A 13,145-nucleotide genomic window follows, 5' to 3' on the forward strand; every position below is an offset into this window, starting at 1 on the left:
TCGCCCGGCCTGGATTCTCATCTCCTGCACACCGGCTTGGACACAGTGGCGGCCATGCCGAAACCCGCCTCCCAGGACCTGGTGGTGCTGCGCCCGGAAGGGCTGTACTGCCCCGCCGGCGACTTCCATATCGATCCCTGGCGCCCGGTGCCGCGCGCGGTCATCACCCACGGCCACGGCGACCACGCGCGCGCCGGCATGGGCGAATACCACTGCGCCGCGGCCAGCCTGCCGATCCTGCGCTGGCGGCTGGGCGAGCAGGCGTATCGCGCCTACGACTACGGCGAACGCTTCGCGCTGGGCGCCGCGCAGGTGTCGCTGCATCCGGCCGGGCACGTGCTCGGCTCGGCGCAGGTGCGCATCGCCGTGGATGGCGAGGTGTGGGTGGCCTCGGGCGACTACAAGCGCCAGCCCGACCCGACCTGCGCCGCGTTCGAAGTGGTGCGCTGCGACACCTTCATCACCGAGGCCACCTTCGGCCTGCCGGTATACCGCTGGCCGGACACCGCTACGGTGGCGCGCGAGATCGTCGCCTGGCGCCGCGAATGCGCCGCGCGCGGCGAGGCCGCGGTGCTGTTCTGCTACGCGCTGGGCAAGGCGCAGCGGGTGCTGGCCGAACTGCAGCCGTGGGACGACCAGCCGGCGCTGCTGCATGGCGCCGTAGCGGCCGGGGTGGCGGTGTACCGCGAGGCCGGGGTGGCAATGCTGGAGACGCGGCCGGTCGCCGAGCTGGACAAGCGCGCCGACTACGCCGGGCAACTGGTGCTGGCGCCGCCGTCGGCGGCGGGCAGCCCGTGGCTGCGCCGCTTCCGCCACGCGCAACTCGGCTTCGCCTCGGGCTGGATGCGGCTGCGCGGCAACCGCCGCCGGCGCAACTACGACCGCGGCTTCGTGGTCTCCGACCATGCGGACTGGCCGGACCTGCTGCGCACCATCGCCGAGACCGGCGCGCAGCGGGTCATCGCCACCCACGGCAACACCGACGCGATCATCCGCGCCCTGAACGAACGCGGCGTGGCCGCCGAGGCGTTCCGCACCGACTACGGTGCCGAGGAATGAAACGCTTCGCCGCGCTGTACCGGCAACTGGACCAGAGCACCGCGACGCTGGACAAGCGCGCCGCGCTGGTCGCGTATTTCGAGCAGGCGCCGCCGGCCGACGCGGCGTGGGCGATCTGGCTGCTGAGCGGCGGCAAGCTGCGGCGCATCGCCAACACCCGCGAGCTGCGCGAGTGGATCGCGCAGGAAAGCGGCCTGCCCGGCTGGCTGGTGGACGACAGCTACGACCATGTCGGCGACCTCGCCGAAACCCTGACCCTGTTGCTCGACGACCCGGCCGCGGCCTCCGATCCGGCGCCGCTGCGCGACTGGATCGAGGAACGCCTGCTGCCGGTCGCCGCACAGGACGAGGCCGCGCGCCACGCCGCGGTGCTGGCCGGCTGGCGCAGCCTGGCCTTCGACGAGCGCCTGCTGTTCAACAAGCTGCTGACCGGCGCGCTGCGCGTGGGCGTGTCGCAACGGCTGGTGCAGCAGGCGCTGGCGGCGATGTCCGGCATCGACATCGCGCGCATCGCCCAGCGCATGCTGGGCGCGTGGTCGCCGACCCCGGCCGCGCTGCAGGACCTGCTCTCGCTCGAGGTGCTGGCCAGCGACCGCCAGCAGCCCTACCCGTTCTTCCTGGCCTCGCCGCTGGAAAACGACGTGGCCACGCTGGGCGCGATCGACGACTGGCAACTGGAATGGAAGTGGGACGGCATCCGCCTGCAGCTGATCCGCCGCGCCGGCGAAGTGGCGCTGTGGTCGCGCGGCGAGGAACGTCTGGACGGCCGCTTTCCCGAGATCGAGACCGCCGCGGCCACGCTGCCGCACGATGCGGTGATCGACGGCGAACTGCTGGGCTGGCGCGACGGCGAGACCGCGCCGCTGCCGTTCACCGCGCTGCAGACCCGCATCCAGCGCCGCAAGCCCGGCGCCAAGACGCTGGCCGATACGCCGGCACGGGTGCTCGCCTACGACCTGCTGGAACTGGACGGCATCGACCTGCGCGAGCAGCCGCTGGCACAGCGCCGCGCGCAGTTGCAGGCCTTGCTCGACGCGCACGCCGATCCGCGCATCGTGCTGTCGCCGCAGGTGCAGGCCGCGTCGTGGGAAGACGCCGCCGCGCTGCGCGAGGACGCGCGCGCGCGCGGCGTGGAAGGGCTGATGCTCAAGCGCGCGTCCTCGCCCTACCAGTCCGGGCGCCGCCGCGGCGACTGGTGGAAGTGGAAGATCGAGCCGCTGACCATCGACGCGGTGCTGCTGTACGCGCAGGCCGGCCACGGCCGCCGCAGCACGCTGTACACCGACTACACGTTCGGGCTGTGGGACGGCGAACAACTGGTGCCCGTGGCCAAGGCGTATTCGGGCCTGGACGACAGCGAGATCCTGGCATTGGACCGCTGGATCCGCGCGCACACCACCGAGCGCTTCGGCCCGGTGCGCGCGGTGACGCCATACCACGTGTTCGAACTCGGCTTCGAGGCGGTGAACAAGAGCAGCCGGCACAAGTCCGGCATCGCGGTGCGCTTCCCGCGCATCCTGCGCTGGCGCCACGACAAGCCGTTCGCCGAGGCCGACCGGCTGGCCACGCTGCAGGCGCTGGCGCGATGACGGCGCAGGCGCGCAAGCGCCCGGCCGATGCGCCGCTGTACGCGTGGTTCGCCGCGCAGGGCTGGCAGCCGCTGCCGTTCCAGCGCGCACTGTGGCGGCACTACCTGGACGGCGGCTCGGGCCTGCTGCACACGCCCACCGGCAGCGGCAAGACCCTGGCCGCATTCGGCGGCCCGCTGCTGGAAGGCCTGCGCGAACAGGCCGCGCTGCAGGCGGCGGCAGACAAGCGGCCGCGCCGCGCAAAGGCAGCCGGTGCCGACAAGACTGCGTCGGCACCGAGGTCCCGCCGGCAAGCGCAGCGCGACCTGAAAGTGCTGTGGATCACCCCGCTGCGCGCGCTCGCCGCCGACACCCTGCGCGCGCTGCGCGAACCGGTGGAGGCCTTGGGCCTGGACTGGCAGATCGGCCTGCGCACCGGCGACGCCAGCGCGCGCGACAAGCGCCTGGCGCGCAGCGGCAAGCTCGACGTGCTGGTGACCACGCCCGAGTCGCTGGCGCTGCTGCTGTCCTATCCGGACACCGCGCCGCAGCTGGCGACGTTGCGCTGCGTGATCGTCGAAGAATGGCACGAGCTGCTCGGCAACAAGCGCGGCGTGCTGCTGCAGCTGTGCCTGGCGCGGCTGCGCGCGTGGGCGCCGGCGCTGCGTACCTGGGGCTTGTCGGCCACGCTCGGCAACCTCGACGAAGCGCGCGACGTGCTGCTGCCGCATGTCGCGCACGCGCCGATCGTGGCCGGGGTCAAGCCGCGCACGCTGACCCTGGAAACGCTGACGCCGGCCAGCGGCGAGCGCTTCCCCTGGGCCGGCCACCTCGGCCTGGCGCAGTTGCCGCGGGTGCTGGAAAAGCTGTTCGCGGTGCGCACCAGCCTGCTGTTCACCAACACCCGCGCGCAGGCCGAGCTGTGGCACCAGGCGCTGGAGTCGGTATGGCCGGAAGAGGCGCAGACGCTGGCCCTGCATCACGGCTCGCTGGATCCGGCGCTGCGCCGCGCCGCCGAGCAAGGCCTGCGCGACGGCAGCCTGCGCTGCGTGGTGGCGACCTCGAGCCTGGACCTGGGCGTGGATTTTCCCGCGGTCGACCAGGTGCTGCAGATCGGCAGCCCCAAGGGCGTGGCGCGGCTGCTGCAGCGCGCCGGCCGCGCCCGGCACCGTCCCGGCGAGGCCGGCCACGTGCTGTGCGTGCCGTCGCATGCGCTGGAACTGGTCGAATACGCCGCCGCGCGCCGCGCCATCGCCCACGGCCGCATCGAATCGCGGCCCGCGCCGCGGCTGTCGCTGGACGTGCTGGCGCAGCATTGCGTGAGTTGCGCGCTGGGCGGCGGCTTCCGCGCCGATGCCCTGTTCGCCGAGGTACGCGGCACCGCCGCGTTCGCCGCGCTCGACGCGGCCACCTGGGCCGCGGTGCTGGACTTCGTCGTGCAGGGCGGGCGCGCGCTGGCGCAGTACCCGGACTACCGCAAGGTGGTGCTGGACGAGGACGGCGTGTACCGCGTGCACGACCGCCGCATCGCGCTGCGCCACCGGCTGTCGATCGGCACCATCACCAGCGACGGCAGCGTCGCGGTGCGTTTCCTGCGCGGCGGCCGGCTCGGCGCGGTGGAGGAGCAGTTCGTCGGCCGCCTGCGCCGCGGCGACCGCTTCCAGTTCGCCGGACGCCTGCTGGAACTGGTGCGACTGGAAGACATGACCGCCTACGTGCGCCTGGCCAAGGGCGGCGACGGCAGCGTGCCGAAATGGATCGGCGGGCGCATGCCGCTGTCCTCGGCGCTGGCGCGCGAAGTGGAAGCGGTGTTCGCCGAGCCGCGCGGCGAGGAGGAACTGCGCGCCTTGGCGCCGCTGCTCGGCCTGCAGCGCGCCCTGTCGGCGCTGCCCTCTCCGCAGCGGCTGCTGGTGGAAAGCGTGCGCGCCCGCGACGGCCGCCACGTGTTCGTCTACCCGTTCGCCGGGCGCCAGGTGCACGAAGGCCTGGCCGCGCTGCTGGCGCTGCGCTGGGGCCGGCGCCAGCGCAATACCTTCAGCTTCGCCGCCAACGACTACGGCCTGGTGCTGTCGCCAGCGCAGGACGTGGTCGCCGACGAACCCCTGCTGCGCGAACTGCTCAGCCCCGAACGCCTGTTCGAGGACCTGCGCGAAAGCCTCAACCTGGGCGAACTGGCGCGGCGCCAGTTCCGCGAGATCGCGCGCGTGTCCGGCCTGCTGCCGCCGAGCCTGCCCGGCGGCACGCCGCGCAGCCTGCGCCAGCTGCAGGCCTCCAGCGGCCTGCTGTACGACGTGCTGAGCCGCTTCGATCCCGGGCACCTGCTGCTGGCGCAGGCCGAGCGCGAGGTGCTGCAGGGCGAGATGGAGCTGACCCGGCTCGCCGCCACGCTGCACGACTGCGCCGGACGCGATCTGGCCCTGCACACCCCGCGCAGCCTGACCCCGCTGTCGTTCCCGCTGTGGGCCGAGAGCATCCGCGGCCAGCTCAGCACCGAGGACTGGAAGGCGCGGGTGATGCGCGCCGCCGCGCAGCTGGAACAGCGCCATGCGCGCTGAACTGGACTGGCCCCTGGCCGGCGAACCGATGAGCCTGCTCGGCGAGCGCGCGCTGTACTGGCCGGCGCGGCGGCGGCTGCTGATCGCCGACCTGCACCTGGGCAAGGCCGACGTGTTCCGCCGCGCCGGCATCGGCCTGCCCAGCGGCGGCACCGCGCTGGACCTGCAGCGCCTCGCCGCACTGCTGCAGGCACAGGACGCGCAGGAACTGTGGATCCTCGGCGACGTGCTGCACGGCGCCGCGCCCGCGGCCGCCTGGCAGCGCGACTGGCATGCCTGGCGCGATGCGCATCCGCAGCTGCGCGTGGCCGCGATCGCCGGCAACCACGACCGTGCATTGGCCGGCGCCGGCTTGGACATCGCCTTGCTGGGCGAACAGGTGGAGGACGGCCCGTTCGCGCTGCGCCACGATCCGGCGCCGCACACGCGGCTGCACGTGCTGTGCGGGCACCTGCATCCGCTGGCGAAGCTGCCCGGCATGCGCCAACGCTGGCCGGCGTTCTGGCTGCGCGAACGGATGACGGTGCTGCCCGCGTTCTCGCAGTTCACCGCCGGCGTGGTGCCGGTCCTGGATGCGGGCGAACGCCTGGTCGCCTGCGTCGAGGGCGCGACGCTGGCGTTGCCGGCGGCAGTCGAATAACTCGCCGCTGCGGATACGTCTGTGGGAGGGACTTCAGTCCCGACGCCTTACCGGTAACGCGTCGGGACTGAAGTCCCTCCCACGGGGAAGCGACGGCGCCGCGGCATCGCAACAGGCCGGCCGATCGCAGAAACAACGTCGGTCGCCACCTGCACGAACGCGCTGGCTCACTGCACCTGTTCGCCCTGCGCCTGCCCTGCTGCAATCCGTGGCACTGCTGCCGCCTCCGCCAGCGCCTGCAGGAATCCGGGTTCCAGCGGCAGCTTGCCGAACCAGCCGTGCTGGGTGCCGCTGAGCACGCGCAGCATGTGCCCGCGGCCGCCGGGCATGCGCCCGGCCGGCAGCATGCCGAGGTCGCGCACGCGCGCCACCAGGTCGCGCTCGGACTGGAACAGCGGGGTCAGCCAGCGGCTCCAGAACTGGTACACCGCCACGTGCGCATGCCGCTGCGCCTGGTAGCGCGCCAGCGCCGCGTCCAGGTCCGGCGCCTCGCGCAAGGCCTCGCTCAACGCCCAGGCATCCATCAGCGCCATGTTGACGCCCTGCCCCAGCTGCGGGCTCATCGAATGCGCCGCGTCGCCGGCCAGCACCAGGCGCCCGCGGTACCAGCGCTGCTGCACCGCGTCGCGATAGCTGGCCCGCGCCAGCTGCGCCGGTGCGCACACCTGCGCCAGGCGCTCGCGCGCCTGCGGCCACAGCTGCGCGACCTCGTCCAGCCACGCCTCCATGCCGCGCGCCTGCCAGGCATCGAAATCGGCGGTGGGCAGGCTCCAGAAGAAACTCATGCGCGGCTCGGGATCGCCGGGCCGGGTGCCGACCGGCAGCAGGCCGATCATCTTGCGCGCGGCCACGTAGCGCTGGCGCAGTTCGTCGGCAAAGGCCCAGTCGCCGCGCGGCAGCAGGCACCACAGCGCGCCCCACGGATAGACCCGGTCCAGGCGCGTGCCCTGCACCTGCGCGCGCAGCGCCGAGGCCGAGCCGTCGCTGGCGATCACCAGGTCGAACGGGCCATGCCAGCGCCCGTGTTGGTCCTGCACCCGGCGCAGGCCGTCGTCGATGGCGACGATGCGCGTGTCGCGCTGCAACTCGGCATAGCCGTCCCAGGCCTGCGCCAGCAGCGAGAACAAGGCGCCGCGCTGCATGCCCAGCCCGAACAGGCGCGTGTCCAGGTCGCGGTAGCGCATGTCCATCACCGCGCGGCCGCACGGCGTCTCGCCGTACAGTCGGCGCACCGGCGCGCCGTGCGCCAGCGCCGGTTCGAGCAGGCCGATCCGCCACAGCACCTGCAGCCCGGTGGGCTGCAGCAGGAACCCGGCGCCGACCGGACCCGGCTGCGGCGCGCGTTCGAACACCTGCACCCGATGGCCGTCGCGCGCCAGCAGCAGCGCCAGGGCCTGGCCCGCCGTGCCGTAGCCGACGATGCCGATCTGCATCCGTTGCTTCATCGCATCCACTGATTGCGGGCGCTGCCGCAGCGGCAACGCCTTCCATAAAAAACCCCGCCGAAGCGGGGTTCAAGAAAAGCTCAGCCGAGCAAGCGATTTACTCGACAGGCGTAATATTGGAGGCCTGCGCGCCCTTCGGACCCTGGGTCACGTCATAGCTGACACGCTGTCCTTCCTGCAGGCTGCGGAAGCCCTTGGAGTTGATCGCGGAGAAGTGCGCGAATACATCGGCGCTGCCGTCTTCCGGTGAAATAAAGCCAAATCCCTTGGCGTCGTTGAACCACTTGACGGTACCGTTCGGCATGGTGATGCGAGACCTTTTGCAATGAATGGGTGGTTGTGCGGCATCCCGCACCGGCGGAGTATGCAAAGCTTGCGCAGCGAAGACAATCACCCGCGCGCCAGTTCGCCGATCAGCTCCGGCAACCCCGCCGAGGCCGCCTCCACGTTGGCCAGCACCTCGGCCAGGGTGATTTCCTGCGCGTCGCCGCAGCCCGCCGCCCAGTTGGCCACGATCGCCAGGCACACGTATTCCAGGCCCAATTCGCGCGCCAGACCCGCTTCCGGCATGCCGGTCATGCCAACCAGATCGCAGCCGTCGCGGCGCAGCCGCGCGATCTCTGCAATCGTTTCCAATCGCGGTCCCTGGGTCGCGCCGTAGCAGCCGCCATCGACCACCTTGGCGCCGGTCACGCGCGCGGCGGCCAGCACCTTGCTGCGCAGCATCGGCGAATACGGGTGGCCGAAATCCACGTGCAGCACCTCGCTGCCCGGCTCCTCGCTGAGCGTGGACACGCGGCCCCAGGTGTAGTCGATGAGCTGGTCCGGGCAGGCCAGCACGCGCGGCCCGAAGCGCTCGCCGATGCCGCCGACGGTGTTGAGCGCGAGCACCCGGGTGGCGCCGATTTGCTGCAGCGCCGCAAGATTTGCGCGGTAGTTGATCTTGTGCGGCGGCAGCGAATGACCTTCGCCGTGCCGGGCCAGGAACGCGACCCGGTGGCCGAGCAGCGTGCCGATGCGCACCGGGCCGGACGGGCTGCCGTAGCGGGTGTCGACCTCGCGGGCCTCCACGTCGTCCAGTTGCGCGAGCTTGTAGACGCCGGTGCCGCCGATCACGGCCAGTGCGATGTTGTCCATGCGGATCCTCGAATCAGAACGTACGCGCGCGCCGGCCACGACGGCCGGCGCGCGGGAAAGAAACGGCGCCCTGCGGCGCGCGCTACTCCTTCATCGCGTAGATCGCCGGCAGGTTGCGCAGGCCTTCGTTGACGTCCATGCCGAAGCCGAACACGTAGCGGTCGGGGACTTCCACGCCCACGTAGTCGGCGTCGACGCCGTCCACGCGGCGGTCGTGGCGCTTGACCGTCAGCGCCGCGATGCGCACGTCGGTGGCGCCCTGTTCCAGGCACCACTGGCGTACCGCCAGCAGGGTCAGGCCTTCGTCGAGGATGTCGTCGAGCAGCAGCACGCGGCGCCCGTACAGCGCGGTGGCCGGGCGGTGCTTCCACACCAGCTCGCCGCCGACGGTCTCGCCGCGGTAGCGGGTGGCGTGCAGGTAATCGAGTTGCAGGTCCTGGCCGCGCGCGCCCAGTTCCAGCGCCAGTTGCCCGGCGAACGGCAGCGCGCCGTGCATGATGGTCAGGTAGACCGGGATCTCGCCGCGGTAGTCGGCGGCGATGGCGTCGGCCATGCGCGCGATGGCCTGGTCGAGGTGCGGACGATCGACCAGCAGGTCGGCCTGGGCCAGGGCCTGGGCGATGGTGAGAGTGGACATCAGGCGGTTTTTCCGAAGGTTGCGAGCAGGTGGGATTGGGTGTGGCCGTAGCGGGCATCGGCGAGCAGGCCGTCCCAGCCGAGGGCGCCGCGGCCGATCAGGCCGAGCAGCGCGGCGGTATTGAGCGGGCGGTCGCGCACGGCCTGCAGCGATGCTTCGACCAGTTCGGGATGGCAGACCAGGACCACGTCGCAGCCGGCATCCAGGTGCGCGGACACCCGTGCAGCGACCCCGCCGGCGGCGAACGAGGCGGCCATGCCGATGTCGTCGGAGAACACCACGCCGCGGAAGCCAAGTTCCTGGCGCAGGATCTGCTGGATCCAGCGCGGCGAATAGCCGGCCGGCTCCGGCGCCACCTGCGGATACACCACGTGCGCCATCATCACCGCATCGGCGCCGGCGGCGATGCCGGCGGCGAACGGCAGCAGGTCCTGCTCGCGCAATTCCTGCAGCGGGCGCGGATCCTCGGCGTTGTCGACATGGGTGTCTTCCAGCACCGTGCCGTGGCCGGGGAAGTGCTTGAGCGTGGCGGCCATGCCGACGCTGTGCATGCCGCGCACGTAGGCGCCGGTGAACGCGGCCACCACCTGCGGATCGTCGCTGAAGGCGCGGTCGCCGATCGCGCGGTTGCCGCGCGCCAGGTCCACCACCGGGGCGAAGCTCAGGTCCACGCCGCTGGCGCGCACCTCGCTGGCCATCAGCCAGGCATGCTGCTCGGCCAGCGCCAGCGCCGCATCGCGGTCGCGCGCGTACAGCGCGCCGAAACCGTGCAGCGGCGGCAGCGCGCTGTAGCCCTCGCGGAAGCGCTGCACGCGGCCGCCTTCCTGGTCCACGCAGATCAGCTGCGGCCGCGGCGCGGCGGCGCGGATCGCCGCGGTCAGCTCCACGAGCTGCGCCCTGGAGGCGAAGTTGCGCTTGAACAGGACCACGCCGGCGACGGCATCGTGCTGCAGCCAGTCGCGTTCCTGTGCGGTGAGTTCGGTACCGGCGACGCCGATCGCGAGCATGCGGGGGATTCTCCTGCCAGCGCTGTTCAGCGCGCCTGGGCGGCATTGTCGCAGATGCCGGCGTCGGCGGCAGGTGGCCGCGACGGCGCGCGGCGGCCAAGCCGCGCTGTGTGTCGGCCAGGTTGCCGCGCTGCGACAGCCGCTAGACGGCGCAGCCGTCGGGGCCGCAGTCCTGGGCGGCGTCGGGCGCCGGCGGCAGCAGGCCGCGCAAGGTCGCGGCGAACACCTCCGGCGGTTGCGCGCCCTGGATCGCGTGGCGGCCGTCGATGACGTAGGTCGGCACCGCGCGGATGCCCATCGCCTGCGCCTGCCGCAGCTGCGCCTGGATCTCGGCCAGGCCCTCATCGCCGTCCAGCAGCGCCTGCACGCGCGCCGCGGGCAGCCCGCCGGCGGCGCCGGCCGCGAGCAGCGTGCCGGTCTCGGCCAGGTTGCGCCCCTCGGCGAAATGCGCGTGGAACAGCGCCTCGGCCACCGCCTCGGCATCGCCTTCGCGCGCGGCCAGCCACAGCAGCCGGTGCGCCGGCAGCGTGGTCACCCGCACCTGGCCGCGATCGAAATCGAACGGCAGGCCCTCGGCGCGCGCGGTGGCCTGGGTCTGCGCCAGGATCTGCTCGGTGCGCGCGGCGCCGCCGAACTTGGCTGCATAGGCCTCGCGCAGCGGCACCGGCTCGGTGCCGGCGTCGGGATCGAGCAGGTAGGGATGCCAGTGGATCTCCAGCGCCGGCGCCTCCGCGCCGAGCGCCGCGATGCCCTGCTGCAGCCGGCGCTTGCCGATCCAGCACCAGGGGCAGACCACGTCGGACCAGATATCGAGGCGCATGAGCGGGGATTCGGGATTCGAGATTGGGGAGTCGCAAAAGCATAAACCCGATCGCCGCGCTTGACCCGCTTTGCGAATCCCCAATCCCAAATCACCAATCCCGGCACCTCAACGAATCCCTAATCCCGACTCCCGAATCCCGGCCACTGAGAGAACGGATGCGAAGCCAGCGCCAGGTTGTAGTAGCGCGCGTCGTCGGTGACTTCGGCGCCGATCCAGTCGGGCCTGGCGAAGGCCTCGTCGGCGCTGTCCAGCTCGATCTCGGCGACCACCAGCCCGGCGTTGTCGCCGAGGAACTCGTCCACTTCCCACAGATGGCCCTGGTGCCGCACCAGATGCCGGCGCTTGTCGATCAGCCCGCCCACGCACAGCGCCAGCAGCGCGCGCGCATCGTCCAGCGGCAGCGGATACTCGAACTCCTGCCGGGTATGCCCCAGCTCGCGCGACTTGAGGTTGAGGAACGCCTCCTCGTCCTGGATGCGGACCCGCACCGACGCCCTCTGCGCGCCGCTGTCCATCGCCGCCTGGTCGTTGATGTAGCCCTGCGCCATCGGGATCACCCGATGCGCCGCGGCGCGCCAGCCGTCGCCGGTGACGAGGAATTTGCGTTCGATCTCTAAAGGCATGGGATTCGGGATTCGGGATTCGGGATTGGTCGAAGCATAAGCCAGCGCGCAGGCGCCGCTGTTACGAATCCCTGTTCCCGAATCCCCAATCCCGGCTTCCCAACGAATCCCTAATCCCCAATCCCCAATCCCGGCTTCTCGAACACCGCAATGCTCTCCACATGCGCGGTATGCGGGAACATGTCCATCGCGCCGGCCGCCTTCAGCGCGAAGCCCTGCTCGTTGACCAGGTAGCCGGCGTCGCGCGCCAGCGAGCCGGGGTGGCAGCTGACGTAGACGATGCGCTGGAAGCTGTCCAGCGGCAGCTGCCGCAGCACCTCGATCGCGCCGGAGCGCGGCGGGTCGAGCAGCAGCTTGTCGAAGCCCTGGCGCATCCACGGCGCCTGGCGCTGGTCCTGGGTCAGGTCGGCGGCGAAGAACTGCGCGTTGTCCAGGCCGTTGCGCTGTGCGTTGTCGCGCGCGCGCGCCACCAGCCCCGCATCGCCCTCCACGCCCACCACCTCGCGCACCGTGCGCGCCAGCGGCAGGGTGAAGTTGCCCAGCCCGCAGAACAGGTCGAGCACGCGGTCGCCGGGCTGCGCGTCGAGCAGCGTCAGCGCGTGCGCGATCATCTTCTGGTTGAGCGAGGCGTTGACCTGGATGAAGTCCAGCGGCCGGAACGCCAGCTCCACGTCCCATTGCGGCAGCCGGAACGACAGCGGCACCTCCTGCGGGTACAGCGGGTGCACGCTGTCCACGCCGCCGGGCTGCAGGAAGATGGCGAAGTCGTGGGCCTGGGCGAACGCCACCAGCGCCGCCTGGTCGCGCGCGCTGAGCGGCTGCATGTGGCGGAAGGTCAGCGCCACGGCGGCGTCGCCGGCGATGAACTCGATCTGCGGGATGTCGCGCTTGCCGTCCAGGCTCTCGACCAGCTCGGCCAGCGCGCTCACCTTGAAGCCGATCTGCGGGATCACCGTGTGGCACACCGACAGGTCGGCGACGAAGCGCGGGTCCTGCTCGCGGAAGCCGACCAGGGTCTTGTCCTTCTTCTCCACCCGGCGCACCGAGAAACGGCCCTTGCGCCGGTAGCCCCAGGGCTCGCCGGACAGCGCCGGCAACACCGTCTGCGGGGTCACGTGGCCGATCCGCTCCAGGTTCTCGGTCAGCACGCGTTGCTTGGCCAGGATCTGCTGGTCCTCGGCCAGGTGCTGCAGCACGCAGCCGGCGCAGACCCCGAAGTGCGGGCAGCGCGGCTGCACCCGCTGCGGCGAGGCCTTGAGCACCTGCAGGGTGCGCGCCTCGTCGAAATGGCGGTTGCGCGCGGTGGGTTCGGCGAGGACCGTCTCGCCGGGCAGCGCGCCGGCGACGAAGGCGACCTTGCCGCCCTCGCCCTCGGGGCGGGCGACGCCGCGGCCGTCGTGGCTGAGGTCGGCGATATCGGTCTGGAACGGGGTGCGGTCTAGGCGGTTTCTGGATCGGGCCACGTGGCGGCAGGCTGCGGGCGGAAAAGGGCGGCCATTGTCGCAGATGCGCCAGGGCCTGCCGATGCGCGGGGAGCGGCCCTGCGGTGCGCGGGCGCGGGCGCTAACGCCGCCCTACCGGCGCCCGGACGCGGCGCGTCGGGTTGCCTTGGCCTGCGCCGATCCGGCCAGCGGCCCCCGGCGGCTGGCCC

Annotated in this window: 12 protein-coding genes; 4 read left to right on the forward strand and 8 right to left on the reverse strand. The window is 72.1% G+C overall.

The features are described from left to right. Window positions 1–54: 54 nt before the first annotated feature. From AB3X10_RS15645 to pdeM, 4 genes are read left to right on the forward strand one after another with little or no spacing between them, the layout of a single operon-like run. On the forward strand, window positions 55–1,059 hold the full coding sequence (locus AB3X10_RS15645) for a ligase-associated DNA damage response exonuclease (RefSeq protein ID WP_369976158.1): 1,005 nt from the start codon (window positions 55–57) through the stop codon (window positions 1,057–1,059). Next, entirely contained in the window at window positions 1,056–2,648 is a 1,593-nt protein-coding gene (locus AB3X10_RS15650; protein WP_369976160.1) for an ATP-dependent DNA ligase, read from the forward strand. The genes AB3X10_RS15645 and AB3X10_RS15650 overlap by 4 nt, the downstream gene beginning before the upstream one ends. After that, window positions 2,645–5,182 carry a ligase-associated DNA damage response DEXH box helicase gene (locus tag AB3X10_RS15655; RefSeq protein WP_369976161.1) on the forward strand — a complete coding sequence of 846 codons (2,538 nt, stop codon included), beginning with the start codon at window positions 2,645–2,647 and terminating at the stop codon, window positions 5,180–5,182. Before AB3X10_RS15650 ends, AB3X10_RS15655 begins: the two co-directional genes overlap by 4 nt. Continuing rightward, window positions 5,172–5,822: a ligase-associated DNA damage response endonuclease PdeM gene (pdeM, locus tag AB3X10_RS15660; RefSeq protein ID WP_369976162.1), complete on the forward strand. Its 651-nt coding sequence runs from the start codon at window positions 5,172–5,174 to the stop codon at window positions 5,820–5,822. The genes AB3X10_RS15655 and pdeM overlap by 11 nt, the downstream gene beginning before the upstream one ends. 167 nt (window positions 5,823–5,989) lie before the next feature. Here the strand turns inward: pdeM and AB3X10_RS15665 are convergent, their stop codons facing one another. The 8 genes from AB3X10_RS15665 to rlmD form a co-directional block, all read right to left on the reverse strand. Next, window positions 5,990–7,267: an FAD-dependent oxidoreductase gene (locus tag AB3X10_RS15665; RefSeq protein WP_369976164.1), complete on the reverse strand. Its 1,278-nt coding sequence runs from the start codon at window positions 7,265–7,267 to the stop codon at window positions 5,990–5,992. A gap of 97 nt (window positions 7,268–7,364) precedes the next feature. Further along, the gene (locus AB3X10_RS15670; RefSeq protein WP_003488188.1) at window positions 7,365–7,571 is read right to left on the reverse strand and encodes a cold-shock protein; all 207 of its coding nucleotides are present in this window, start codon (window positions 7,569–7,571) and stop codon (window positions 7,365–7,367) included. A gap of 86 nt (window positions 7,572–7,657) precedes the next feature. Beyond that, the gene (locus AB3X10_RS15675) at window positions 7,658–8,404 is read right to left on the reverse strand and encodes an S-methyl-5'-thioinosine phosphorylase (protein WP_369976165.1); all 747 of its coding nucleotides are present in this window, start codon (window positions 8,402–8,404) and stop codon (window positions 7,658–7,660) included. An 82-nt stretch (window positions 8,405–8,486) separates the two neighbouring features. Beyond that, window positions 8,487–9,041, reverse strand: coding sequence for a hypoxanthine-guanine phosphoribosyltransferase (locus AB3X10_RS15680; protein WP_369976167.1), 555 nt, complete (start codon window positions 9,039–9,041; stop codon window positions 8,487–8,489). Continuing rightward, window positions 9,041–10,048 carry a beta-N-acetylhexosaminidase gene (gene nagZ, locus AB3X10_RS15685; RefSeq protein WP_369976168.1) on the reverse strand — a complete coding sequence of 336 codons (1,008 nt, stop codon included), beginning with the start codon at window positions 10,046–10,048 and terminating at the stop codon, window positions 9,041–9,043. Before nagZ ends, AB3X10_RS15680 begins: the two co-directional genes overlap by 1 nt. A gap of 142 nt (window positions 10,049–10,190) precedes the next feature. Then, window positions 10,191–10,868 carry a DsbA family oxidoreductase gene (locus AB3X10_RS15690; protein WP_369976170.1) on the reverse strand — a complete coding sequence of 226 codons (678 nt, stop codon included), beginning with the start codon at window positions 10,866–10,868 and terminating at the stop codon, window positions 10,191–10,193. Window positions 10,869–10,987: 119 nt separating this feature from the next. Further along, window positions 10,988–11,494, reverse strand: a complete 507-nt coding sequence (locus tag AB3X10_RS15695) for a CYTH domain-containing protein (RefSeq protein ID WP_369976172.1) — start codon at window positions 11,492–11,494, stop codon at window positions 10,988–10,990. A gap of 110 nt (window positions 11,495–11,604) precedes the next feature. Continuing rightward, a complete protein-coding gene (gene rlmD / locus AB3X10_RS15700; RefSeq protein WP_369976174.1) occupies window positions 11,605–12,957 on the reverse strand; it encodes a 23S rRNA (uracil(1939)-C(5))-methyltransferase RlmD in 1,353 nt (450 codons plus the stop codon). Between the last annotated feature and the right edge of the window lie 188 nt (window positions 12,958–13,145).

Source organism: Xanthomonas sp. DAR 80977 (assembly GCF_041240605.1).
Taxonomy (GTDB): Bacteria; Pseudomonadota; Gammaproteobacteria; order Xanthomonadales; family Xanthomonadaceae; genus Xanthomonas_A; species Xanthomonas_A bundabergensis.

Coding starts and splice junctions, on each gene's coding strand:
- AB3X10_RS15645 (WP_369976158.1), top strand. CDS start 55: ATGCCGAAACCCGCCTCCCAGGACCTGGTGGTGCTGCGCCCGGAAGGG.
- AB3X10_RS15650 (WP_369976160.1), top strand. CDS start 1,056: ATGAAACGCTTCGCCGCGCTGTACCGGCAACTGGACCAGAGCACCGCG.
- AB3X10_RS15655 (WP_369976161.1), top strand. CDS start 2,645: ATGACGGCGCAGGCGCGCAAGCGCCCGGCCGATGCGCCGCTGTACGCG.
- pdeM (WP_369976162.1), top strand. CDS start 5,172: ATGCGCGCTGAACTGGACTGGCCCCTGGCCGGCGAACCGATGAGCCTG.
- AB3X10_RS15665 (WP_369976164.1), bottom strand. CDS start 7,267: ATGAAGCAACGGATGCAGATCGGCATCGTCGGCTACGGCACGGCGGGC.
- AB3X10_RS15670 (WP_003488188.1), bottom strand. CDS start 7,571: ATGCCGAACGGTACCGTCAAGTGGTTCAACGACGCCAAGGGATTTGGC.
- AB3X10_RS15675 (WP_369976165.1), bottom strand. CDS start 8,404: ATGGACAACATCGCACTGGCCGTGATCGGCGGCACCGGCGTCTACAAG.
- AB3X10_RS15680 (WP_369976167.1), bottom strand. CDS start 9,041: ATGTCCACTCTCACCATCGCCCAGGCCCTGGCCCAGGCCGACCTGCTG.
- nagZ (WP_369976168.1), bottom strand. CDS start 10,048: ATGCTCGCGATCGGCGTCGCCGGTACCGAACTCACCGCACAGGAACGC.
- AB3X10_RS15690 (WP_369976170.1), bottom strand. CDS start 10,868: ATGCGCCTCGATATCTGGTCCGACGTGGTCTGCCCCTGGTGCTGGATC.
- AB3X10_RS15695 (WP_369976172.1), bottom strand. CDS start 11,494: ATGCCTTTAGAGATCGAACGCAAATTCCTCGTCACCGGCGACGGCTGG.